Raw genomic sequence first — 21,388 nt, forward strand, 5'->3', positions numbered from 1 at the left:
AAGCTAAATATTAATTTCCTACAAATTTAGACATAAAAAAAGTCCCGATTAACATCGGGACTTTTTTTAATGTTATACTATTTAGAAATTTAGTTTCTAGTAGTTTCAACACGACGGTTTTGGATACGGCCTTCTTCTGTATCGTTAGAAGCGATAGGCATAGTTTCGCCAAAACCTTTAGTAACTACACTGCTAGCGTTAACGCCAGAGTTTACTAAGTAAGTTTTAACAGAGTTTGCTCTGTCTTTAGATAACTTCATGTTGTATGCAGCAGTACCTTCGCTAGAAGCGTGACCGTTTACTGTCACTTTACCACCGTTTTCACGCAATACTGAAGATAATTTATCTAAAGTTGGGTAAGATTCTGTTTTTAATACTGAACTGTTGAATTCAAAACCGATAGCTTCGAAACCAGTAACACCTGAAGCAGGAGTTACAGCAGCAGTTTCTGGGAACTTGATTGTACGACCAGAACCATCAACTACAGCACCTGGAGCTGAATTAGGCTCTTTGTCAAACATATCAGCAACACCGTCACCATCGCTATCTTTTTTCAAATCATCAACTGATTTTTCAACGTTAGCAACACGGTTTTTCAAAGCTTCAACTTCTTGACGTAACGAAGGATCTTTCAATTCGTCATACATCATTGCTAATGGGTTAACCCAATCCAAGTTTGGTTTAGATTTAGAACCTAAAGAGAACTCTAAACCAGCTGAAGTATAAGAGAACTTATCTTTAGAACCAGTAGTTGAGTAAACACCGTTTAAGTTATCGCCATCAACAAAGTTCATTGTATAAGCTAAGTTGAAAGAAACGCGATCAGAAACTTTAAATTTGATACCAGCACCTACAGGGATGTAAGCTTCTTTGATATATTTTTTGTCTCCATTATCGCCATAAACTTCTCCTAAGTTTTTAGGATCAGCACCGTTTAAAGCAGCTCTGTAAGCAGCAACACCGTAACCAGCAGTTACGAAGAAGTTTACAGAATTCTCACGACGTAAGAAATCTACAGTAGCTACGTTAACCACACCTCTTAAGTCTGCAGAGTAAGCAAGCTCAGTTTCAAACTCTCTAACACCCATTCTAGCACCGCCTGGCGCATCTTCGTTGGTTCCAGAAAGTTTACCACGGAATACATTACCTTCTAAACCGAAAGCATGACCTAATTGTTTACGTAATGAAATACCGTAACCTAAGTTAACATCCCAGTTAGTGAAATCGTTTGATCCGCCTGTTAATACTACTGGAGCTAAAACACCAGCATTAACACCTAGAGACCACGTTCTGTACTGTCCTCTACCACCAAATACCTTGGCAGAAGAACTGGTTGCAGGAGCATCTTGTGCGCTAGCTAGAGAAGAAACTCCAACTAATGCTACTAAAGAAGCCGCAACGCTCTTTTTTAAAGTAGAATAATTCATAATTTTCTTTTTAAGGTTAAACAAATATTTTATTGTATAATTTTTTGCATTACAAAATTAAACAAATTTTTATAATCTCAAAACCCTTGTACAAACTCCGTTCCAAACATTATCAATTAAGCTATTAAATCTTAAAACCTATAGTTTTACACTGATATTCAACGCATTGAAGAGCAAGAAGTAATACATTCGTATAATTCCAAGAAATAATAGCGCTAATAATTTCGTGTAGAGATTATATACAGTAAGTCCTAAATTATATACACTGTGTAAATCAAATCCAATCTTCTATAAACACATAAAGATTAAAGACACCTTTATCCAATGCAACTCTAATTTGGCGCAACAGCTCTTGCTTATCCAAACCACGCATCTTTTTATGCTGAATTAACTTAAAGGCTTGTTCTGCTAAAAGATGTGCTTTTTGGTCTTTCTTGTTGGTTTCTTCATGTAAAATCCAATCGCAAACATCCGAAATACCTAAGCTCTTATCTGCAATTGTTTTAAAAACTGGGCTTTGTTGGTGCTGCTCCATTACCATTTTACTTAAACCATTTGCAAAGGCATCAGCCCCATCTCTATCCGCTTTGTTTACCACAAAAGCTTGTGCAATTTCCATTAATCCAGATTTAATGTGTTGAATTTCATCGCCAGCTTCTGGCACAAGCACCAAAATAGTTTTGTCTGCCAAGCCCGCTATTTCAATTTCTGATTGCCCAACACCAACGGTTTCTACTATAATTAAATCAAAAGCTGCTGCTCTAAGTACATCAACCATTTCAATGGTTTTTGCAGAAATACCACCTAACGAACCTCTGGTAGCTACCGAACGAATATAAATATTTGGATTATTGAAATGCTTGGACATTCTGATCCTATCGCCCAACAAAGAACCATAATTAAATGGCGATGTAGGATCTACCGCAAGTATGGCAACTTTTTTCTCATTTTTGGCAAATTCTTCTGCAATGGCATTTACCAACGTGCTTTTTCCTGCACCGGGAGGCCCAGTAATGCCAATTACCGGAATCTGTCTGTTAATATTCAGGTTTTTCAATAAATCTACTGAGGGGGCAATGTCGTTTTCTACCAAAGTTAAAGCCCTGGCCAAAGCCATAAAACTTCCGCATTCAATTTGATCTTTTAACCAATCGATATCAATTTTTGTAGAAACCATAATAACAAAGAAACGCAATTAATCAATTATCTACACCAAAGCCGTTAATATATTGTAATGACATAAGATCTTTTAAAAAACCGTAACTTTGTTCTCTTTATTATTTTAAATGAAAATATATTTTAGATTATTATCGTTTGCCAAACCGATTGAGAAGTTTGCCATTCCTTATGTGATTGCAACCGTGTTATCAATTTTATTTGGAACACTTAATCTCGCTTTGTTATCGCCTTTGTTCGAAACTTTGTTAAAAGCAAAACAATCCAACCTAATTGATAATATTCCTTCAGATCCGTCTTCTAGCTTTGATATTTTAGGGAAATTTAGAGATTTTGTAAATGAGTCTATTGCAAATGTAGGCGCAGAAACCACCTTATTTTATGTGTGCGTCACCATTGTGATTTCTGTGTTGATGTCTAACTTTTTCCGGTATTTTTCGCAAAGAACCATGGAAGATTTAAGGGTACACACGCTTCTAAAGTTTAGAAAAAAAGTGTTCGACAATGTAATGAACTTACACGTTGGTTTTTTTAGCAACGAAAAAAAAGGGGATATTATTTCTAAAGTAGCTTCTGATGTACAAGTGGTACAGTACACTGTAACCAACACGCTACAGGTAATTTTTAAAGAGCCGGTTACGCTAATTGTGTACATCATCATGCTTCTTACCATTTCAGTAAAACTGACTCTGTTTTCTTTACTGGTTATACCCATTGCCGGTTTTATCATTAGCAAAATTGTAAAACGATTAAAAAAACAGGCCAAAGAAGCACATGAATCTTTTGCCAAAATGATTGGCTTTTTAGATGAAGCGCTAGGCGGCATCAAGATCATCAAAGCATTTAACGCCACAGAAAGAACCAAAGAAAAATTTAACCAAGAAAATATTTTCTATTCTAACCTAAACCGAAAAATGGTTCGCAGGCAGCAACTAGCATCTCCCGTTTCGGAGTTTTTAGGGGTGTTAATGGTGGCCATTATTGTTTGGTATGGCGGTTCGTTAATTTTACACAACGATAAAAACGCACTTGCGGCGTCAGATTTTATCGCATACATAGCTATTTTCTCTCAAGTTATGCGACCGGCAAAAGCCATTGGCAATTCATTTAGTGGCATTCACTCTGGCATTGCCGCCGGCGAACGTGTGTTAGAACTGATAGACACCAAACCTGAACTTACCGACAAAGATAATGCAGCAACTTTAGCAGGTTTTAATAATGCTATTGTATTAAAAGATGTAAGCTTTTCGTACGGCGACAAGCAGGTTTTAAAAAACATCAATATCAAAGTTGAAAAAGGGAAAACGGTAGCATTAGTAGGACCATCTGGAGGAGGGAAAAGCACTCTAATGGATTTAATACCTCGCTTTCATGATCCTAAAAGTGGCTCCATATCGATTGATGGTTTCAATTATACCGACTTAAAGGTTGAAAGTATTAGAGCTCAAATGGGGATTGTTAACCAAGAATCTTTCTTATTTAACGACACCATATTCGCCAATATCGCCTATGGCAAACCAAATGCTACGGAAGAAGAAGTAATTAATGCTGCTAAAATTGCCAATGCCCATGATTTTATTGTGAATAGCGAAGATGGTTACCTTACAAATGTTGGAGATAGGGGCAACAAATTATCTGGCGGGCAAAGGCAACGAATTTGTATTGCCAGAGCGGTGTTGGCCAACCCACCAATTATGCTTTTAGATGAAGCTACTTCTGCCTTAGATACCGAATCGGAAAAGTTAGTTCAGAATGCTTTAAACAATCTGATGCAAAACCGTACTTCTATTGTTATTGCGCATAGGCTTAGTACCATACAACATGCTGATAAAATTGTGGTAATTGACAGAGGAGAGGTTGCCGAAGAAGGGAGCCACAGCGAACTTCTAGCTAAAAAGGGGCTGTATCACAGATTAATTGACATGCAGACTTTTAATGATTTAACTAAATGAGTAAGAATAAAATCACTAGATGGATTGACAGGAGCAATTTTAAGGTTTGTTTAATTCTTAATCGCAAGTATTATTATAAAACAAAAACCAAAGGATCACTTTTTGCTTTCTATAAAGATATTTTTATATACCCATTATTTGCAGCTAGATTTCTTTTGGTGTTATTGCAGATATTCAGGTTTAACTCTAAGCTTCTTATATCCTATCCAGATCAAAAACTAACATCCTTATCAAAGAAAGTTTCTCATTATATATCAGTTTTTGCAGGATTAAGGTACTTTATAAAAGAAGAATATACTCCTTTATATTATGAGGAAAAATTACCTCTTAGCGAGCTTTCTTTCTGTGTAAATAACTCGCCAAAAGTATCAATTATCATCCCCGTTTACAATCAGCTAAATTTTACTTTAAATTGTCTAAGATCGCTAAAGTTAAATTTATCAAAAGAAATCCCTGTAGAAATCATCGTAATTAACGATGCGTCTAGAGACCAAACGCCTCAAGAAATCGAAAAAATAGCTGGGTTAAAACTAATTAACAACGTTCAAAACTTGGGATTTCTACTGTCTTGTAGAAAAGCAATAGATGAGTCAAAAGGGGAGTATATCTGTTTATTAAACAATGATACTGTTGTACTTAAAGGTTGGCTTGAAGGACTTCTAAACACGATTGAGAAAGACCCTTTAATTGGACTTGTGGGTTCAAAATTAATACACTCATTTGGCTTGCTTCAAGAAGCTGGTAGCATTATCCACGACAAAGGAGATTGTGGGAACTATGGTGCATTTAGAGACCCGAATTATTATGCATATAATTTTAGTAGAGAAGTAGATTACTGCTCTGGAGCTAGTTTAATATTTAGTCGATCTGATTATGAGCAATTGAATGGTTTAGACGTTCAATATACTCCTGCATATTACGAAGACACTGACTTTTGTCTATCGATTAAACACCTACTCCATAAAAAAGTTGTGTACCAGCCTTTATCCGCTTTAGTACATTTTGAAGGCGTTAGCTCTGGGAAGAAGGCCAAAAAAGGAAACATTAAATCATATCAAGCAATCAATAAAGAAAAATTTGCCAATAAATGGCATGAACAACTTAAATACCATCTGCCGTATAAAGATATAGAAGCTAGTATCAGAAGACACATTATTGGCAAAACTATAGTAATTATAGACTCTTACCTTCCCAGGTTCGACAAGGAGTCTGGCTCTCATCGTGTTTATGAGTTAGTAAAGATTTTTAAAGATTTGAATTTCCACCTTGTTTTTATTCCAAACGATGGAATCCCAGAACAGCCTTACTTCAATTTATTAACCAGCAATGGAATTGAAGTAGTTACCAAGTATTTGGGGAGTAAAAAATTTAAAAAAGATGTCATCTCGGCTTGCAAAAATGCTGATTACATTTGGGCTTGTCGACCTGAATTAAATAAAAAATACAGTTTTATACGTAAGCATGTACCATCAGCAAAATGGATTTATGATACCGTGGATCTACACTATATCCGATTAACACGAGAAGCGGCATTAGTATCATCAGAAGAAATACAAGCTAAAGCTGATGAATTTAAAACACTAGAGCTTTCTTTAGCAGAAGGCGCTGATATTACTGTTTGCATTACTGACGTAGAGCAAAGGTTATTACAAAACGAAGGTATATCTAATACGATTGTTGTTCCAAACATACACACACTTCCTGTAAGAAACAATCGGGCAGATTTTGATAGCCGAAGAGATTTACTTTTTGTAGGTAGCTATGACCACACACCTAATGTAGATTCTGTAGTTTGGCTCTGCAAAGAAATTATGCCTATTATATGGGAAAAAGATGCGAACATTAAAGTCCATTTGGTAGGAAATAATCCTAAACCAGAGGTACTGTGTTTAGCAAACGACCACATAAAGGTACATGGCTATGTGGAACATTTAGAACCATTTTTTAATTCTTGTAGGGTTTTTGTTGCGCCCTTACGTTATGGCGCAGGTATGAAAGGTAAAATTGGGCAAGCTTTGAGTTACGGATTGCCAACTGTAACAACGGATATTGGATCGGAAGGAATGGGATTAAATCATCAAAAAAATATATTTATTGCAAACAATATCGAGAATTTTGCTTCTAGTGTATTAAGGCTATATCAAACAGAAGATTTATGGAACAGTATCAGTAAAAATTCTATAGATGCTATTCAAAAATATTCACCTGAAACGATTAGTGAGTATTTAAAGAAAAACCTGTTTAGATATGATTAAAATCTCCATTATAACTATAAATTTTAATAACCAATTAGGATTAGAGAAAACTATTTTAAGCGTTATTAATCAGACTATTAAGCCTTTCGAATATATTATAATTGATGGCGGAAGTACAGATGGTAGCAAAGAAATCATTGAAAGCTATAGTCAATCAATTCAATTTTGGGTAAGCGAGACTGACCACGGTGTCTACCACGCTATGAACAAAGGTATTGAAAAAGCTACTGGAGATTATCTGTTGTTTTTAAATGCTGGCGACAGGCTGTATCAAAACGAGACCATTGAAAGGGTATTGTCTAAAATGGAGGATAATGTTGATTTATATTATGGCGATACGGAGTATGAAGAACCTTCAAGACCTAATTACATTAAATATTATCCTAATATTTTAGATTTTAATTATTTCTATAATTTCAATATTTCTACCAGTCTAGCTTCATTAAAAGAACGCTATTTCATACTGTAGGACTATATAATGAGAATTACAAAATTGTCTCTGATTGGGAGTTTTTTATTATTGCTTTATATTTATATAGAGCTACTTATACGCACCTAAATTGTATTGTTTCTACTTATGACGGCTCTGGCATATCTTCCAATCTAGATAATTACCCCTTAATGTATGAAGAGAGAAATAAAACCATTAATACCTATTTCAGTGGGTTTGAAAATGATTATAAACTGTTAAATAGATTTGATGATAAAAAAATGAAGCTGCTTTTATATATAAAAGAAAATAATAAATGGCAATGGAAATTTATAAAACTAATTTTAAAAATTAACTCATCATTAATCAATAAAAAATCAAAAACTTAGTCTTTAATCACTTTTGATTTTCTGCTATATTTATATAATTCCATTTCAGCAGAGGTAAAATACCATGCCGCAAAAACTGATAAAAACAAACCGACAAAACCATCTTTATATCCCTCTTTTTTAAAATAAGATTGTTTAAATATTTTAAATGGCTTTTTAATTATTTTTTTAATATTGGTAGTTTCTCCACTTTCATACTTTGCCCTACCTTCATTTTTCAAATAACGATTATGTTTATTTATAAGCTGAGAATATGATTGCATCCAATAATGGTTTATGTGTTGATTATTATCTTCAGAAATTGTCATCTTACTATAACCATTTAGTAAAGCCCTCCCTTGATGAACTAATTCCGTGAATTTAAATCGCTTCTTATGTATCAATAAAGTCCTAAAGTTTATCCCTCCCCAAATGGTTCCTTTTAGTTTTTTTCCTTTAAAATAAAATCGCCATGGCGAAGAAATCTCACCTACTAAATCTAATTTTTCAATTTGATTTGTGAATATATTTTTAAGCTCCATGACTAAATTTGACGTTAATACTTCGTCCGGGTCACATATTAAAACCCAGTTGTTTTTTGCAATTTCGATATACCTAGAATGAATGATCTCTACAAGCGGAACGGGCTCAATAGTTAATATTTTAGCTTTGTGCTTTTGAGCAACCAAGAGGGTAGTATCTGCACTCTTTAAGTCAATTACTATGGTTTCACTGCAATAAGGGCTTATTGAATTTAAACAATTTGCTAATAAATGTCCCTCGTTTTTCGATACAACGAAAACACTTATAGGAAGTTTATTTTCCATATTTTTTAAAATCAGTTTCGTTTATTATCAAATGAGCTGGGTATTTTTTTTGAAATATTTTTTTAAATATAGATTTGCTTTCTTTGAATAAATGATCATGAAATAAGGTGTTTTTTAGCTTTGGTTGCTCTCCCCAACGTAGTTCGATGTATTCTCTTATTTTTTGTAACCCTTCTTCAGTTACGCCCCCCTTGTAATTGCTGTTTTCGTCTTTTGCAACTTGATTTTCTTCATCCCAAACATGTCCTGTATTTTCAATTAACAAATCATTGAACTGCATTACATGTCCCTTATATTTAGCGAGCGACAAAAACTCATTAATTTGACAACTATACCACCAGCTTTCATGATCGAAATCAGTAATAAATGGGATAGATATTTCGTCTTCCACAACTTTATAATGATATGCTTGAACTATTTGGTCAAACGCAAACGGATGTTGCACAGCAAGCTTTGGATTGTATCTATTAGTATTTTTTATAATGGTGGTTAGCGGCAGACCTATGGCGGGCTCATGATGAAGTAGTTTTTCTTGGAACAGCTTAAAATCGCCTTTTAAAAACACCGCATCATCATCCAAAAAGATATAATACAAATATTTTTCTGGCAATATTTTGGCCAGAGTTAATTGCTTATTGCGCCCTTCAGCCCAAGTACTATTTGGAAAAAAAATTATTTGTTTTGCGTTTAATTCTTGATTAGAAATTTCTTCGTCGAAAGTACATATACATAAATCAGAATTCAGATTTTGCAAACCTGCATATTTTAGCACATTTCGTTTCTTCCCCTGGACTAAGTATAGAAAATTTTTCATCTTTTTTATCAAAAAAAGGAGCGAAAAATTCGCTCCTTTTCTATTTTAAGTAAATTATATTACAATTTACGTTTTACTTCTACTTGTTCGTAAGCTTCTACAATATCACCAACTTCAATGTTGTTAAAGTTTTGGATATTTAAACCACATTCGTAGCCTTTAGAAACTTCTTTTACATCATCTTTATAGCGTTTTAACGAAGCTAACTCGCCTGTGTAAATTACCACACCGTCACGTACAATACGGATTTTGCTATTTCTGGTAATTTTACCATCCAACACCATACAGCCTGCAATGGTACCCACCTTAGTGATTTTGAAAGTCTCACGGATTTCTACGTTAGCCACAATTTTCTCTTCAAATTCTGGAGCCAACATACCTTCCATGGCCGCTTTAATCTCATTGATTGCATCGTAGATGATTGAGTACAAACGAATATCGATTTGCTCTGCCTCTGCCAATTTACGTGCACCTGTTGATGGACGCACTTGGAAACCGATAATGATCGCATCTGATGCCGAAGCTAACAATACATCACTTTCAGAAATTTGACCTACTGCTTTGCTGATCACATTGATTTGGATCTCTGGTGTAGAAAGTTTCAATAATGAATCTGCTAACGCCTCGATAGAACCATCCACGTCACCTTTGATGATCAAGTTCAGTTCCTTGAAGTTTCCAATTGCTAAACGACGACCGATCTCTGCCAAGGTAATGTGTTTCTGCGTACGCAATCCTTGTTCACGCATCAATTGCAAACGCTTGTTAGCAATATCTCTCGCTTCACTTTCACTTTCTAGTGCATTAAACCTATCTCCAGCTGTTGGTGCACCCTGCATACCCAATACCTGTACTGGTACAGATGGCCCTGCCGAATTTACTTTTGCACCACGTTCGTTAAACAACGCTTTTACTCTACCGCTGTAGCTACCAGCTAAAATTGGATCTCCAACTTTTAAAGTACCACCTTGTACCAAAACCGTAGTTACAATACCACGACCTTTATCTAAAGTAGCCTCAATAACAGTACCTGTAGCACGTTTGTTAGGATTAGCTTTTAATTCTAATAACTCAGCCTCTAATAATACTTTATCTAATAGTAAGTCTACGTTTAAACCGCTCTTACCTGATATTTCTTGTGATTGATATTTACCACCCCAATCCTCAACTAAAATATTCATTACAGATAACTGTTCGCGAATTCTATCTGAGTTTGCACCTGGCTTATCTATCTTAGTAAATGCAAATACCAAAGGAACACCAGCAGCTTGTGCGTGGTTAATTGCCTCTTTAGTTTGTGGCATCACCGCATCATCCGCAGCTACCACAATAATGGCAATATCTGCCACTTTAGCACCACGAGCACGCATCGCTGTAAAGGCCTCGTGACCTGGAGTATCTAAGAAGGTTATTTCTTTTCCGGCACTAGTAGTTACCTTGTAAGCACCAATGTGCTGTGTAATACCGCCAGCCTCTCCAGCTACCACATTTGCTTTACGGATATAATCTAGCAATGAAGTTTTACCATGATCCACGTGCCCCATAATGGTTACTACTGGAACTCTTGGCAATAAATTTTCTTCAGAATCTTCCTCCTCAATGTTGATGTCTTCTTCTTCATCTGGTTTTACGAATTGAATTTCGTAACCAAACTCATCCGCAACAATTGTTAGGGTTTCTGCATCTAAACGTTGGTTAATTGATACGAACATTCCCAAGCTCATACAGGTTCCAATAATTTTGGTTACTGGCACGTCTATCATGTTCGCCAATTCGTTGGCCGTAACGAACTCCGTTACTTTCAACACCTTCGACTGTAATTCTTCCTCTAATGCTGCTTCTTCGGCCGAAAGCGCTACATCATCACGTTTTTGACGACGAAGTTTAGCTCTTTGTGCAAATTTACCCGACTTACCTGCACCACTTAAACGAGCAAGTGTTGCTTTGATTTGATCTTGGATTTCTTTTTCAGTTGGTTCCTCTTTTGGAGTGTTTCCACCTGCAGCATTTCTATTTCCTTGATAACCTGGACGGTTATTGTTGTTGTTTCTGTTACCTTGATAACCACCACCTTGGCCACCGCCCGGGCGATTGCCCTGATAAGGTGTTCTTTGTCCGCCACCTTGTTGGTTAGCCCCAGGCGTACCCGCAGCACCACCTTGGCCTTGTTGCTGCCCGCCAGCACCAGGTGCACCCGGTGTCTTCTTACGTTTACGCTTACGCCTAGCGTCAGCATCGCTAGATGAAGAAGCAACTGGCTGGTTTCTTCTGTCTGGCGTAGTTGGCAATACAATTTTACCGATAATATTTGGTCCCGATAACTTTACCGAACGAGCTTTAATCACTTCGTCTTTAGGAGCCTCTGCTACAGGCGCAGGGGTTTCTGTTTTAGGTTCAGCAGGTTTTTCAACTACTGGTTTCTCTTCTACTTTAACGGCCTCTGCTGGTTTTTCTGCCACTGGTTTTTCCACTGGTTTTTCTTCTACCTTAGGCGCTGCTTCAACTGGTTTTTCTTGCTTAACCACAGGAGCAGGTGTAGGAGTGTCCTCTTTTTTAGCTGGACGAGTTTTTGAATTTAAATCGTTAAGGTTGATTTTCCCAACTATTTTAACACCAGGACGTGAAGTTTCCTCTACGTTTTCTGCCGGTTTAACTTCTGTAGCTTTTGGCTCTTCTTTAACAGGCTCTTGCGGTTTTTCTGCTACTGGCTTCTCTGGCTCAGTTTTTTCTCCGGAGGCGTATATTGATTAAGGTTTTTAATCAGCACACCTTCACTCTCAAATTCCGAGTTTTTCTTTGGCGCTTCAGGAGTTTTTTCAGTTGTTACTTCAGGTTCATCACGACGAATTTTGCCAATAACTATTTGGTTAGCCTCTTCTTTTACTATTTTATCTCCCTGAAACTCTCTAAGCAAGACATTATACATCTCTCCAGAAAGCTTGGTATTAGGCTTATTATCCACAGCATAGCCTTTCTTCCCAAGGAACTCTACCGCGGTAGCCAATCCTATGTTAAGTTCTTTTGCTGCTTTTAATAATACTACTGTTTTGTCGTCTGACATTGATTATCCTGTTTTTTTCTAATTATACAAAAGTAACGTTTATTCTTATCTAATTCAAGTAAAGACTTTTATTCGAATTCTGATTGTAGAATAGCAACTACTTCTTTGATTGTTTCTTCTTCTAGATCGGTTCTTTTCACTAACTCATCTAAAGAAAGTGACAATACACTTTTTGCGGTATCTAGACCGATTGCTTTTAATTCATCGATGATCCAGCTATCGATTTCGTCTGAGAATTCTTCCAAATCCACATCCTCATCTTCTTCGCCAGCCTCACGATAAACATCTATTTCATAACCGGTTAACTTACCAGCTAGTTTGATATTGTGCCCACCGCGACCAATTGCCAATGATACTTGATCTGGCTTTAAATAAACCGATGCACGCTTGGTTTCATCATCTAATTTAATAGAAGTGATTTTTGCTGGGCTTAAAGCACGTTGAATATATAACGAAATATTGGTTGTGAAGTTAATTACGTCAATATTTTCATTTTTCAATTCTCTCACGATACCGTGGATACGAGAACCTTTCATACCCACACAAGCGCCTACTGGGTCAATTCTATCATCGTAAGATTCTACAGCAACTTTAGCACGTTCTCCTGGTTCGCGAACAATTTTCTTGATAGTAATTAAACCGTCGAAAATTTCTGGAACCTCAATTTCGAACAAACGTTGCAAAAATTCTGGAGCTACCCTAGAAATGATAATTTTAGGTGTAGCGTTTACCATATCTACTTTAGAAATTACGGCACGTACTGCATCGCCTTTCTTAAAGTAATCGGCTGGAATTTGCTCTGTTTTAGGCATCAACAATTCGTTTCCTTCGTCGTCTAATACCAAAGTTTCTTTTTTCCAAACTTGATAAACCTCGCCTGTTACAATTTCGCCTACTCTATCTTTATATTTTTTGAAGATTTCGTCTTTTTCTAGCTCTAATACTTTAGAAACTAAGGTTTGGCGGGCAGCTAAAATAGCTCTACGGCCAAAACTTTCTAAGGTAATTTGCTCGATATAATCGTCGCCAACTTCTAAATCAGCATCATACTGGTGTACCTCCGCTAATTCAATCTCCAGATCATCATCCTCAGAAAAACCATCTTCCATTACTTTTCTGGTTCTCCAAATCTCCAAATCTCCGTTATCTGGGTTCACAATCACATCGCAGTTTTCATCTGTTCCGTATTTTTTACGCAACATGCTACGAAACACCTCTTCTAATACGCTAATTACCGTAGGGCGGTCGATATTCTTAAAGTCTTTAAACTCTTGAAAAGAATCGATTAAATTAATATTGTTCATTCTATTTAAATGAAATTAAAACCTTTGTTTCTGTTATATCGTTTAAAGCGATTTGGCTACTTACCAATTGCACTTTTTTTCCTTTTTCTTTCACTTGCTCCTCAATGGTAATTGAGGTTTCGTTTGCAGCTAGCAGCTTACCTTCTTTTTTATCGCCATTAGCTAATTTTAACGCCAATTCTCTACCAATATTTTTGGCAAATTGCCGGGTTAATCTTAACGGCTCTCCAACACCAGGAGAAGATACTTCAAGATTGTATGCGGTTTCAATTGCATTTTCTTCTTCTAAATGAAAACCAACATGCCTGCTTATTGCCACACAATCTTGGATACTGATACCTTGATCGCCATCTACATGGATAACCAACTTGTTGTTAGGCAACATCTTAACATCAACCAAAAACAACTCTGGCCTATCTGCAATTTTCTCTTCTACCAGTTCTCTAACTCTCTTTTCTAGCTGCATAGTATAAATTATTGCTAAATAAAAAGAGGGGACACCTGTCCCCCCATTTCTTGTTTTGCCGAGCAAAGGTACAAAAATATTTTGATTAAAAAAACCAAATTTAGCTTAGCGTTAATGGATTAGAAATTAAGTTTGGCGTACTTAGACTTAAATATTAAGCTTATATATTGATTAATCTACCTTAAAAGTCATGCTGTTTTGCAACAGCCATAACCGCTTGCGCTAGAACTAGCTTAAACAAGAGGGGGGGTTAAATCAGAAAACATATTAGCGATAATTAGCGCAGCAATATTTTTTCCTGCTTTTTAACGGTTTTACCCACATCGCCTTTTAAGATATCTTCTGTTTTACCAAAACTACTATTTAGAAGTGTTTGTACTAAATAGGTTTTTCCTTTCACAAAAGGGGTATTTGGAATAAATGCTAGTGTGTCATTTTTGAGGAGCATTGTCCCTGTGATTGCTATTTCCTGAGTTGCTCTATCTTTATTCAACTCTGAAATTGTAACTAACTCATTTAAAAGGCTATCCGTTTGTTCTTTCGCTCTAAACAAACTAACTTCGTCTAAACCTGTAAACAAAATAGCTGTACTGTCTGTAGAGAAGTTAATTGCTAACTCTTTTTCCTTTTTTAAGGAGCAGGAAGAAAAAACGAAACAACAAATCGCGAATAATGTTAACTTGCTAAACATTTAACTAAGTTACTATGATTAAACTAATTTTAGAAGTATTATTAATGGGACTTGCAGTAATGCTGGGTGCATTTTTGGTTCCGGGTGTTTCTGTAGATGGTTACGGAAGTGCCCTACTTGCTGCCATTTTAATTGCCGTAACCAACGCCACCATTGGGCTGGTGCTGAGGTTTTTTACCTTTCCGCTAAACTTTTTAACCCTGGGTTTGGTTTCCTTTATTATTTCTGTATTGATGATTTTATTGGTAGATCACTGGATGAGCGGTTTCAACACCTCTGGATTTCTATCGGCGGCAGTTTTAGCCATTGCTGTTGCAGTAATTAAGATGATATTAGATGCTGCTTTTGGGGTACAAAAATCATGATCATTTAAGAGAGCCACAGATGCACAGATTTTTATAGCTAAAATTATTCATCTGTGTATCTGTGGCAAAAAATATCTCTTTTAAATGCTAAAGCACTAAGATAAAACACTTCTGCTGATTACCAGTTTTTGTATTTCGGAAGTGCCTTCATAAATCTGGGTAATTTTGGCATCCCTCATTAATCGTTCTACGTGATACTCTTTTACAAAACCATAGCCACCATGTATTTGCACGGCCTCAACGGTAACATCCATGGCTACCTTACTTGCAAATAATTTGGCCATAGAGCCTTCTAAAGTATATGGCAAGCCTTGGTCTTTCATCCAAGCGGCTTTGTATACCAACAACCTTGCTGCTTCTATTTGTGTAGCCATATCTGCTAATTTAAAAGCAATAGCTTGGTGATCTGCAATTGGCTTCCCAAACGCTTTACGCTCTTTGGCATAAGCTAGTGCTAACTCATAAGCACCCGCAGCAATACCGAGTGCTTGTGCAGCAATGCCAATACGTCCGCCTTCTAAAGTTTTCATGGCAAACTTAAAGCCAAATCCGTCTTCGCCAATGCGATTCTCTTTTGGCACTTTTACATCATTAAACATTAGAGAATGCGTATCAGAACCCCTAATACCCAGTTTATTTTCTTTTGGGCCAATGGTAAACCCCGGTGTTCCTTTTTCTACAATAAACGCATTGATGCCTTTGTGTTTTAGCTCTGGATGGGTTTGTGCAATTACCAAATACGTACTGGCAGTGCCACCATTGGTAATCCAGTTTTTGGTACCATTAAGCAAGTAATGATCTCCTTTATCTTCTGCCGTGGTGTGTTGCGATGTTGCATCAGAACCTGCTTCTGGTTCAGAAAGACAGAAGGCGCCGATTTTTTCGCCAGACGCTAAAGGCTTTAAGTATTTCTCTTTTTGTGCTTCTGTTCCGTATTTTTCTAGCCCGTAGCAAACCAAAGAATTGTTCACAGAAACCACCACCGAGGCCGAAGCATCTATTTTAGAAAGCTCTTCCATCACTAAGGCGTACGAAACGGTATCCATACCACCTCCATTGTATTTTGGATCAACCATCATTCCTAAAAAGCCGAGCTCGCCCATGCTTTTTACTTGCGCTGCCGGAAACTTCTGATGTTCGTCTCTTTCTATTACTCCAGGTTTTAATTCATTTTGGGCAAAATCCCTAGCAGCCTGCCTAATCATTTGCTGCTCTTCGCTCAATTCAAAGTGCATAATTATAAAGGTATAAGTTGGTTAGAATCAAAGATAGCATTATTTGAAATAATACTATGCAAACATAGCAAATTTATAGTAAAGAAAATATCCTCTATATCTAACGTTTTACTGCACCAGAAAATGAGATAGCGCAACAACTAAAATTTATAATAATTCTACTTTAAAGCTACCTCGGGAAGGTAAAGCTTGCTCCTAAAGCCAAAGCCTGACTGCGTTGAACTTTTAAATCCATGTCTTTATCGTATAAAACAACACCTGTTAAGGAAACATTCAAGAAACGGTTTAGCTTAGACGTGATTACCACATCTAATCGATGGTCAATTTCTCCAAAGTCTTCGTAAGGGATAAACATATTGTACTTGGCTTTCAAAATCGTATTCTTCATGATTTCCTTTTCCAAATTACTTACTACTTGGAAAGCGAGTTCGTTTTTGATTTTTTTGCCGATATCTACACCAAAGTTTTTAGGGTTGGTTCTGTAAATAGTAGTGTCCAAAACAAAGGTTTGGCGGGCCGTACCTGTACCAATACGTGTAGAGAAAACCTTGCTTGGCTTATATTCAAAACCCATAGATTCGGTTAGGTAGCCTGGCGACATGAACTTGGAAAGTATTTTTGCCACCTCATTGCCATTGGCATCTTTGGAATAAGAAAAGCCCTTATCAAACTGCGATTCGAAACTTACCGAAGCAAAGAAATACCAGTTTTTAGATAACTGTAGGGCTGCTTTATTATCCCAATAAATACGGTCGTTGGTTTTCTTTTGCAGCTGGTCTTTGTTTTTCACTTTTCCATATTGCATAATTACCTCGCTAGTATAACTGTAGCTCTCTTTGCTGTACTCTGCCTTGTAATTTAGTAATGCGCCAATAGCTATCGAATTTACACCACCGCCTTTCCAGTTTTCGCTAAACGAAGCTTGGTTGGCGTTAATACCTACAGTTGCTTTTGTTTTCCAATAGTTAATTTTTGCCTGCACTAAGGCTGGTTTCAAATCTCTCGGTTGAAATAAAATCACACCTATTCTAGTAGGAAGTGGACTGCGTTTTAACCTGATTTCCATATCCTTAACAGAGATGGGGATGGTATCTATTTCTTGTGCAGAAAGAGAGAAGAAAGTAGCTAAAACGGCAAAAGAGGTAAGTAATAAACGCTTCATTTTCTACAAAATAACGTAAAAATTAATGAAATATTGATAACCGAATAGGGTTTTGTGCTGCAAATTAACAAAACTAATGCTTTATACCCTTAAACGAAGCGAATGCTTTTCGTGTCTTTAAATAGCTCAAATTGTGTTCGTTGGCAAAAGCCTCTTGCTCGAAAAATATATTCAAATAAGCTTTATCATGAGATTTGAAACGAAGAAGGTTAACCACATAATTTAGCAGATACAAGACATAAAATGGAATGAATAGCAACTCTATCTGTTGCCTGTGGTGTATCTTTTCGTGATTAACCAAAATCAAATCATTTTTATACTCTTTTCTTTTTAACAAGATAAAAGGATAAATAGCCATGGCCGCAGCGGGCAATTTCCGAACAGTAATAAACACCGTCATTTTAAGGCTGCTCTATAGTTAATTTGGGCAACGTAGGCAAACGGAACATAGCCGGATTGCGTTTGTAAGAGGCATAACTGTTTTTAACGAACTGTATAAAGGCATATTCCGAAGCGCTTAAAACAAACTGGTAGGTTGGCCGGTATTGGGCCATAAAATCTTGCACATTTTCTTCCTTTATATCCACCAATCCCATCACATAATCTTTACGATAACGGTAATCTATAACCTGTTCCTTATAGTCTTTTTCTAAGATTTTTTGTAACTGACGAGCGTTCTTACCATCTCGGCTCAATAAGTTATAAATGGCATCAATGCCTAAACCAACGCCACCTTGGCCTAGGTTAAGCAAATCTCTGCTGCTTCCTTGGTCTAATTTATATTTATACTCTTCGAGCTTAGATCTGTACAATTCTTGTGGTGTTTTGGCCTTTCCGTAAACATTTACTTCTTTTAAACGGATGCCTAAAGAGCGTAACTGAAACACAATAGCGCTTTGCCCACGATACACCACAGTATCCATTCCATAGCCGCTTAGTGCCGCAAACAAAGTATCTCCAGGCTTTATCTTTGCAAAAAACTCTCCTTTGGTATTGTTATAGATGCCAGTATCTATAGATGAATTGTAGATATAAACCTTTGCCAGCCGCAACTTGGTTTCTTTGTCTATCACAAAGCCAGGAACTGTTTTTTGTTGTGCAAAAGCAGTTAACGTACAAATAAATAATATGCCGAAAAGTAGAACTCTCATTAATTAAGCAAAGCTACAATTTATAAAAATTGAGGCTATTTATCTTAACATTATTTAACTACTATTAGTTTTTGTCCAATTTTAATGTTGTTATCGGGCAATTGGTTTAAAGTTTTTAGTTCTTCTACCGATATTTTATACAGTTGGCTAATTTTATAAAGTGTATCGCCTTGCACAACGGTATGATATTTTCCATCAATTAAATCCTTTGGCGGATCTTTTGGCGCCACATTTACTGGTGTATACAATTTCTTCTCGTTAGGGATATTTGCATTGATTTCCTTAAACACTTTATCTTCTCTGGCTAGCTTTTCACGCTCGCTTTCTGATTGGTCGTACTGATAAAGTTGGTATTTTTCGATGATATTGATGAGCAACTCTGGATATTTTGGATTGGTAGCGTAACCCGCATTTTTAAGGCCAATGGCCCAGTTGCGGTAATCGTTTTTATCTAACTCAAAAAGCCCTGCATAACGTTTGCGCTTTAAAAACTCAGAATGGTCTTTGTATGATTCTCTTGGGTCTTTATAAACACGAAAACAATCATCACGTTGATCGTCGTCTTTGTAATAGGCTTTTCCTTTCCAGTCTGATGTACATTTAATGCCGAAGTGGTTGTTGGCATACTTGGCCAAATCGCTGCTGCCACTTCCAGATTCTAAAATGCCCTGTGCCAAAGTAATGCTTGCCGGAATACCATATTTGTTCATTTCTTCTATCGCAATAGCTTTAAATGCATCGATATAAGACAAAGTGGTGTAAGAAATTGGGTTTGGATTATCCTTTTTTGCGTTTTTCTCTATTTGTTTATTGTTCTTGCTGTATTGTTTGGTTTTACAAGCACTAGCAAATACAACTAAAAAAGCTAACAAAAGCAGGTTTTTATTTTTACTCATTACGGCACTAAAGTTTAAGTTTTTGTCCTGGTTTTAAGGCATTTGATTTAAGGCCATTCTTATTCATCAATGCTTTTACGGTAGTTTTATTTCGCTTGGCAATAATACTTAAATTATCTCCCTGTTTTACGGTGTAGGTTCTGCTGCTTTTCTTCTTAGGTCGATAAATGGGCTTCGGTTCTACGGGCTCTACATAATCTTCTGGCCTATTATCGTATTGAAAAAGCTCGTATTTATTGATTAGCGCAATTACCTGCGACGCCCAGCTTCTACTTCGGGCATAACCGCCTCGTTGTATGCCTCTTGCCCAAGCTTTAAAGTTGTAAGCATCGTATTTATCGAAAAGCACGTTAAAATAAGTGCGACTTTTTAAAAAAGTGATGAAATGAACGTAGGAAGAATCTACCGTAGGAAAATCTTTATAAGCAGAGCGGATTTCTGTATTTGAATTTTTGCCCTTAAAACCGAAGTGGTTGTTGAGGTAACGGGCAATCTTGCTTTTTCCAGCAGCAGACTCGTGAATGGCCACGCCCAAAATGATACTGGCAGGAATATGGTGTTCTTTTGCCAGTTCTTGAGCAATATCCGCATACTCTTCAATGTACTCTTCTGTAGTTTGTGCCGATGCTAGAAACGCATTGACTGCCAGAATAACGAGAAGTATAATTTTTTTCATGGTTAAATTACTGGTTAACTGGATAATCGGTTAACTGTTGACTGAAACCTGTCAACTGATTACTTCTTCCTGATGACGAACAGGCCATCTCTAACGGGTAAAATCAATTTTTCTACCCTGGTATCTTCATTTATTTTGTCGTTAAACGAACTGATGTTTTTAGTGTCTTTATCTTGAGCGTTGTTTACAATTTTGCCACTCCAAAGTACATTATCTACAATGATTAAACCTCCTGATCTTACCTGATCGAAAATCAAATCATAATAGGTGCCATTGTTTTTTTTATCTGCATCGATAAAAACCAAATCGAAAGTTTCGTTGATGCTTTTTAGGCTCTCTTGCGCATCGCCGATAGTATATTTGATTTTAGAGTTTAACGGAGATTTAGCAAAGTTCTCACGAACCATATCTTCCAATTCGGCATTGATGTCTAAGGTATAAATAACGCCATCTTCTGTTAAACCTTCTGCTAAACATAAGGTAGCGTAACCTGTAAAAGTACCCACCTCTAAGATCCTTTTTGGGGAAATCATCTTACTGAGCATACTTAACACCCTGCCTTGATAATGACCACTCAGCATTCGTGGCAGTAAAACTTTAAGGTTGGTTTCCCTATCAATATGTTGTAGCAATTGATCTTCGGGTTCGCAATATTTTAATAATAGTTGTTGTAGTTCGTTGCTTACCATTGAGCTTATAAACGGTTTTGTTCCATAAAATATTGCAGAATTATAGTGGCCGATATGGTATCTACCCTTTCTTTGTCTCTTCTATCTGTCTTTTTCAGCCCGCTTTGCATGATAGTTGCGTGTGCCATTTTTGAGGTAAAACGCTCATCAACCCAATGTTGCGGAATAGCTGGAAAGCTCTTTTTTAAGATGGTAGAAAAGCCCTTTACGTGTTGGTAGCTCTCTGAAGGCGTACCGTCCATTTGTTTTGGCTCGCCAAGCACAAAGGCTTCTATTTGTTCTGAGAGTAAGTATTTCTTGATGAAATCTACCACATCTTTCGGGTGTATGGTATCCAACCCTGTTGCAATAATTTGCAGCGGATCGGTAACGGCAATGCCAATACGTTTGGTGCCATAATCGAAAGCCATTATACGTGCCATGTGGGCAAAGATAGGATTTTT

At 36.7% G+C, this 21,388-nt stretch carries 20 protein-coding genes and 1 pseudogene; 5 read left to right on the top strand and 16 right to left on the bottom strand.

The genetic code is table 11. The annotated features are described in order from the left end of the window. Window positions 1–89: 89 nt before the first annotated feature. Together OVA16_RS05085 and meaB are read right to left on the bottom strand one after the other, a co-directional pair. Complete coding sequence (locus OVA16_RS05085; protein WP_267763939.1) at window positions 90–1,427, bottom strand: OmpA family protein; 1,338 nt, start codon at window positions 1,425–1,427, stop codon at window positions 90–92. A gap of 274 nt (window positions 1,428–1,701) precedes the next feature. Beyond that, complete coding sequence (meaB, locus tag OVA16_RS05090; RefSeq protein WP_267763940.1) at window positions 1,702–2,604, bottom strand: methylmalonyl Co-A mutase-associated GTPase MeaB; 903 nt, start codon at window positions 2,602–2,604, stop codon at window positions 1,702–1,704. Window positions 2,605–2,713: 109 nt separating this feature from the next. Here meaB and OVA16_RS05095 point away from each other — a divergent pair, with 109 nt between their 5' ends. From OVA16_RS05095 to OVA16_RS05110, 4 genes are all read left to right on the top strand, one after another. Then, window positions 2,714–4,555, top strand: a complete 1,842-nt coding sequence (locus OVA16_RS05095) for an ABC transporter ATP-binding protein (protein ID WP_267763941.1) — start codon at window positions 2,714–2,716, stop codon at window positions 4,553–4,555. Continuing rightward, on the top strand, window positions 4,552–6,810 hold the full coding sequence (locus OVA16_RS05100; RefSeq protein ID WP_267763942.1) for a glycosyltransferase: 2,259 nt from the start codon (window positions 4,552–4,554) through the stop codon (window positions 6,808–6,810). Before OVA16_RS05095 ends, OVA16_RS05100 begins: the two co-directional genes overlap by 4 nt. Further along, window positions 6,803–7,279 carry a glycosyltransferase gene (locus OVA16_RS05105; protein WP_267763943.1) on the top strand — a complete coding sequence of 159 codons (477 nt, stop codon included), beginning with the start codon at window positions 6,803–6,805 and terminating at the stop codon, window positions 7,277–7,279. The genes OVA16_RS05100 and OVA16_RS05105 overlap by 8 nt, the downstream gene beginning before the upstream one ends. Window positions 7,280–7,431: 152 nt before the next feature. Continuing rightward, window positions 7,432–7,629: a hypothetical protein gene (locus OVA16_RS05110; protein WP_267763945.1), complete on the top strand. Its 198-nt coding sequence runs from the start codon at window positions 7,432–7,434 to the stop codon at window positions 7,627–7,629. Here OVA16_RS05110 and OVA16_RS05115 read toward each other — a convergent pair. The 6 genes and pseudogenes from OVA16_RS05115 to OVA16_RS05140 all read right to left on the bottom strand — a co-directional run bounded on the left by OVA16_RS05115 (window position 7,626) and on the right by OVA16_RS05140 (window position 14,771). Beyond that, window positions 7,626–8,435 (bottom strand): hypothetical protein, encoded by an 810-nt coding sequence (locus OVA16_RS05115; protein ID WP_267763946.1) that lies wholly within the window; start codon window positions 8,433–8,435, stop codon window positions 7,626–7,628. The two genes, OVA16_RS05110 and OVA16_RS05115, sit on opposite strands and share 4 nt — an antisense overlap. Further along, window positions 8,425–9,249, bottom strand: coding sequence for a hypothetical protein (locus OVA16_RS05120; protein ID WP_267763947.1), 825 nt, complete (start codon window positions 9,247–9,249; stop codon window positions 8,425–8,427). Before OVA16_RS05120 ends, OVA16_RS05115 begins: the two co-directional genes overlap by 11 nt. A gap of 59 nt (window positions 9,250–9,308) precedes the next feature. Then, window positions 9,309–12,310, bottom strand: a pseudogene (infB, locus tag OVA16_RS05125) (translation initiation factor IF-2). Between the two features lie 68 nt (window positions 12,311–12,378). Then, on the bottom strand, window positions 12,379–13,614 hold the full coding sequence (gene nusA / locus OVA16_RS05130; protein ID WP_267763948.1) for a transcription termination factor NusA: 1,236 nt from the start codon (window positions 13,612–13,614) through the stop codon (window positions 12,379–12,381). Window position 13,615: 1 nt separating this feature from the next. Further along, entirely contained in the window at window positions 13,616–14,080 is a 465-nt protein-coding gene (rimP, locus tag OVA16_RS05135) for a ribosome assembly cofactor RimP (RefSeq protein ID WP_267763949.1), read from the bottom strand. A gap of 277 nt (window positions 14,081–14,357) precedes the next feature. Continuing rightward, window positions 14,358–14,771, bottom strand: coding sequence for a hypothetical protein (locus OVA16_RS05140; RefSeq protein ID WP_267763951.1), 414 nt, complete (start codon window positions 14,769–14,771; stop codon window positions 14,358–14,360). Window positions 14,772–14,788: 17 nt separating this feature from the next. On the opposite strand from OVA16_RS05140, the gene OVA16_RS05145 reads away from it, so the two are divergent. Continuing rightward, window positions 14,789–15,136 carry a phage holin family protein gene (locus tag OVA16_RS05145; protein WP_267765348.1) on the top strand — a complete coding sequence of 116 codons (348 nt, stop codon included), beginning with the start codon at window positions 14,789–14,791 and terminating at the stop codon, window positions 15,134–15,136. Window positions 15,137–15,231: 95 nt separating this feature from the next. Here OVA16_RS05145 and OVA16_RS05150 read toward each other — a convergent pair whose 3' ends face one another. From OVA16_RS05150 to ruvX, 8 genes are all read right to left on the bottom strand, one after another. After that, window positions 15,232–16,371 carry an acyl-CoA dehydrogenase gene (locus OVA16_RS05150; RefSeq protein ID WP_267763953.1) on the bottom strand — a complete coding sequence of 380 codons (1,140 nt, stop codon included), beginning with the start codon at window positions 16,369–16,371 and terminating at the stop codon, window positions 15,232–15,234. 169 nt (window positions 16,372–16,540) lie between these two features. Next, a complete protein-coding gene (locus OVA16_RS05155; protein WP_267763954.1) occupies window positions 16,541–17,533 on the bottom strand; it encodes a DUF3078 domain-containing protein in 993 nt (330 codons plus the stop codon). 73 nt (window positions 17,534–17,606) lie between these two features. Further along, the gene (locus OVA16_RS05160; protein WP_267763955.1) at window positions 17,607–17,933 is read right to left on the bottom strand and encodes a hypothetical protein; all 327 of its coding nucleotides are present in this window, start codon (window positions 17,931–17,933) and stop codon (window positions 17,607–17,609) included. Between the two features lies 1 nt (window position 17,934). Beyond that, window positions 17,935–18,684, bottom strand: coding sequence for a hypothetical protein (locus tag OVA16_RS05165; protein ID WP_267763956.1), 750 nt, complete (start codon window positions 18,682–18,684; stop codon window positions 17,935–17,937). A gap of 50 nt (window positions 18,685–18,734) precedes the next feature. Next, window positions 18,735–19,580 carry a glucosaminidase domain-containing protein gene (locus OVA16_RS05170; protein WP_267763957.1) on the bottom strand — a complete coding sequence of 282 codons (846 nt, stop codon included), beginning with the start codon at window positions 19,578–19,580 and terminating at the stop codon, window positions 18,735–18,737. A 7-nt stretch (window positions 19,581–19,587) separates the two neighbouring features. After that, the gene (locus tag OVA16_RS05175; protein WP_267763959.1) at window positions 19,588–20,256 is read right to left on the bottom strand and encodes a glucosaminidase domain-containing protein; all 669 of its coding nucleotides are present in this window, start codon (window positions 20,254–20,256) and stop codon (window positions 19,588–19,590) included. A 59-nt stretch (window positions 20,257–20,315) separates the two neighbouring features. After that, window positions 20,316–20,945, bottom strand: coding sequence for an O-methyltransferase (locus tag OVA16_RS05180; RefSeq protein ID WP_267763961.1), 630 nt, complete (start codon window positions 20,943–20,945; stop codon window positions 20,316–20,318). Window positions 20,946–20,950: 5 nt separating this feature from the next. After that, on the bottom strand, window positions 20,951–21,367 hold the full coding sequence (gene ruvX, locus OVA16_RS05185) for a Holliday junction resolvase RuvX (protein WP_267763962.1): 417 nt from the start codon (window positions 21,365–21,367) through the stop codon (window positions 20,951–20,953). Window positions 21,368–21,388 lie beyond the last annotated feature (21 nt).

Source organism: Pedobacter sp. SL55 (genome assembly GCF_026625705.1).
Taxonomy (GTDB): Bacteria; Bacteroidota; Bacteroidia; order Sphingobacteriales; family Sphingobacteriaceae; genus Pedobacter.

Excerpts from the sequence above, each read along its gene's own strand:
- OVA16_RS05085 (WP_267763939.1), bottom strand. The coding sequence starts at position 1,427 with ATGAATTATTCTACTTTAAAAAAGAGCGTTGCGGCTTCTTTAGTAGCA.
- meaB (WP_267763940.1), bottom strand. The coding sequence starts at position 2,604 with ATGGTTTCTACAAAAATTGATATCGATTGGTTAAAAGATCAAATTGAA.
- OVA16_RS05095 (WP_267763941.1), top strand. The coding sequence starts at position 2,714 with ATGAAAATATATTTTAGATTATTATCGTTTGCCAAACCGATTGAGAAG.
- OVA16_RS05100 (WP_267763942.1), top strand. The coding sequence starts at position 4,552 with ATGAGTAAGAATAAAATCACTAGATGGATTGACAGGAGCAATTTTAAG.
- OVA16_RS05105 (WP_267763943.1), top strand. The coding sequence starts at position 6,803 with ATGATTAAAATCTCCATTATAACTATAAATTTTAATAACCAATTAGGA.
- OVA16_RS05110 (WP_267763945.1), top strand. The coding sequence starts at position 7,432 with ATGTATGAAGAGAGAAATAAAACCATTAATACCTATTTCAGTGGGTTT.
- OVA16_RS05115 (WP_267763946.1), bottom strand. The coding sequence starts at position 8,435 with ATGGAAAATAAACTTCCTATAAGTGTTTTCGTTGTATCGAAAAACGAG.
- OVA16_RS05120 (WP_267763947.1), bottom strand. The coding sequence starts at position 9,249 with ATGAAAAATTTTCTATACTTAGTCCAGGGGAAGAAACGAAATGTGCTA.
- nusA (WP_267763948.1), bottom strand. The coding sequence starts at position 13,614 with ATGAACAATATTAATTTAATCGATTCTTTTCAAGAGTTTAAAGACTTT.
- rimP (WP_267763949.1), bottom strand. The coding sequence starts at position 14,080 with ATGCAGCTAGAAAAGAGAGTTAGAGAACTGGTAGAAGAGAAAATTGCA.
- OVA16_RS05140 (WP_267763951.1), bottom strand. The coding sequence starts at position 14,771 with ATGTTTAGCAAGTTAACATTATTCGCGATTTGTTGTTTCGTTTTTTCT.
- OVA16_RS05150 (WP_267763953.1), bottom strand. The coding sequence starts at position 16,371 with ATGCACTTTGAATTGAGCGAAGAGCAGCAAATGATTAGGCAGGCTGCT.
- OVA16_RS05155 (WP_267763954.1), bottom strand. The coding sequence starts at position 17,533 with ATGAAGCGTTTATTACTTACCTCTTTTGCCGTTTTAGCTACTTTCTTC.
- OVA16_RS05160 (WP_267763955.1), bottom strand. The coding sequence starts at position 17,933 with ATGACGGTGTTTATTACTGTTCGGAAATTGCCCGCTGCGGCCATGGCT.
- OVA16_RS05165 (WP_267763956.1), bottom strand. The coding sequence starts at position 18,684 with ATGAGAGTTCTACTTTTCGGCATATTATTTATTTGTACGTTAACTGCT.
- OVA16_RS05170 (WP_267763957.1), bottom strand. The coding sequence starts at position 19,580 with ATGAGTAAAAATAAAAACCTGCTTTTGTTAGCTTTTTTAGTTGTATTT.
- OVA16_RS05175 (WP_267763959.1), bottom strand. The coding sequence starts at position 20,256 with ATGAAAAAAATTATACTTCTCGTTATTCTGGCAGTCAATGCGTTTCTA.
- OVA16_RS05180 (WP_267763961.1), bottom strand. The coding sequence starts at position 20,945 with ATGGTAAGCAACGAACTACAACAACTATTATTAAAATATTGCGAACCC.
- ruvX (WP_267763962.1), bottom strand. The coding sequence starts at position 21,367 with ATGGCACGTATAATGGCTTTCGATTATGGCACCAAACGTATTGGCATT.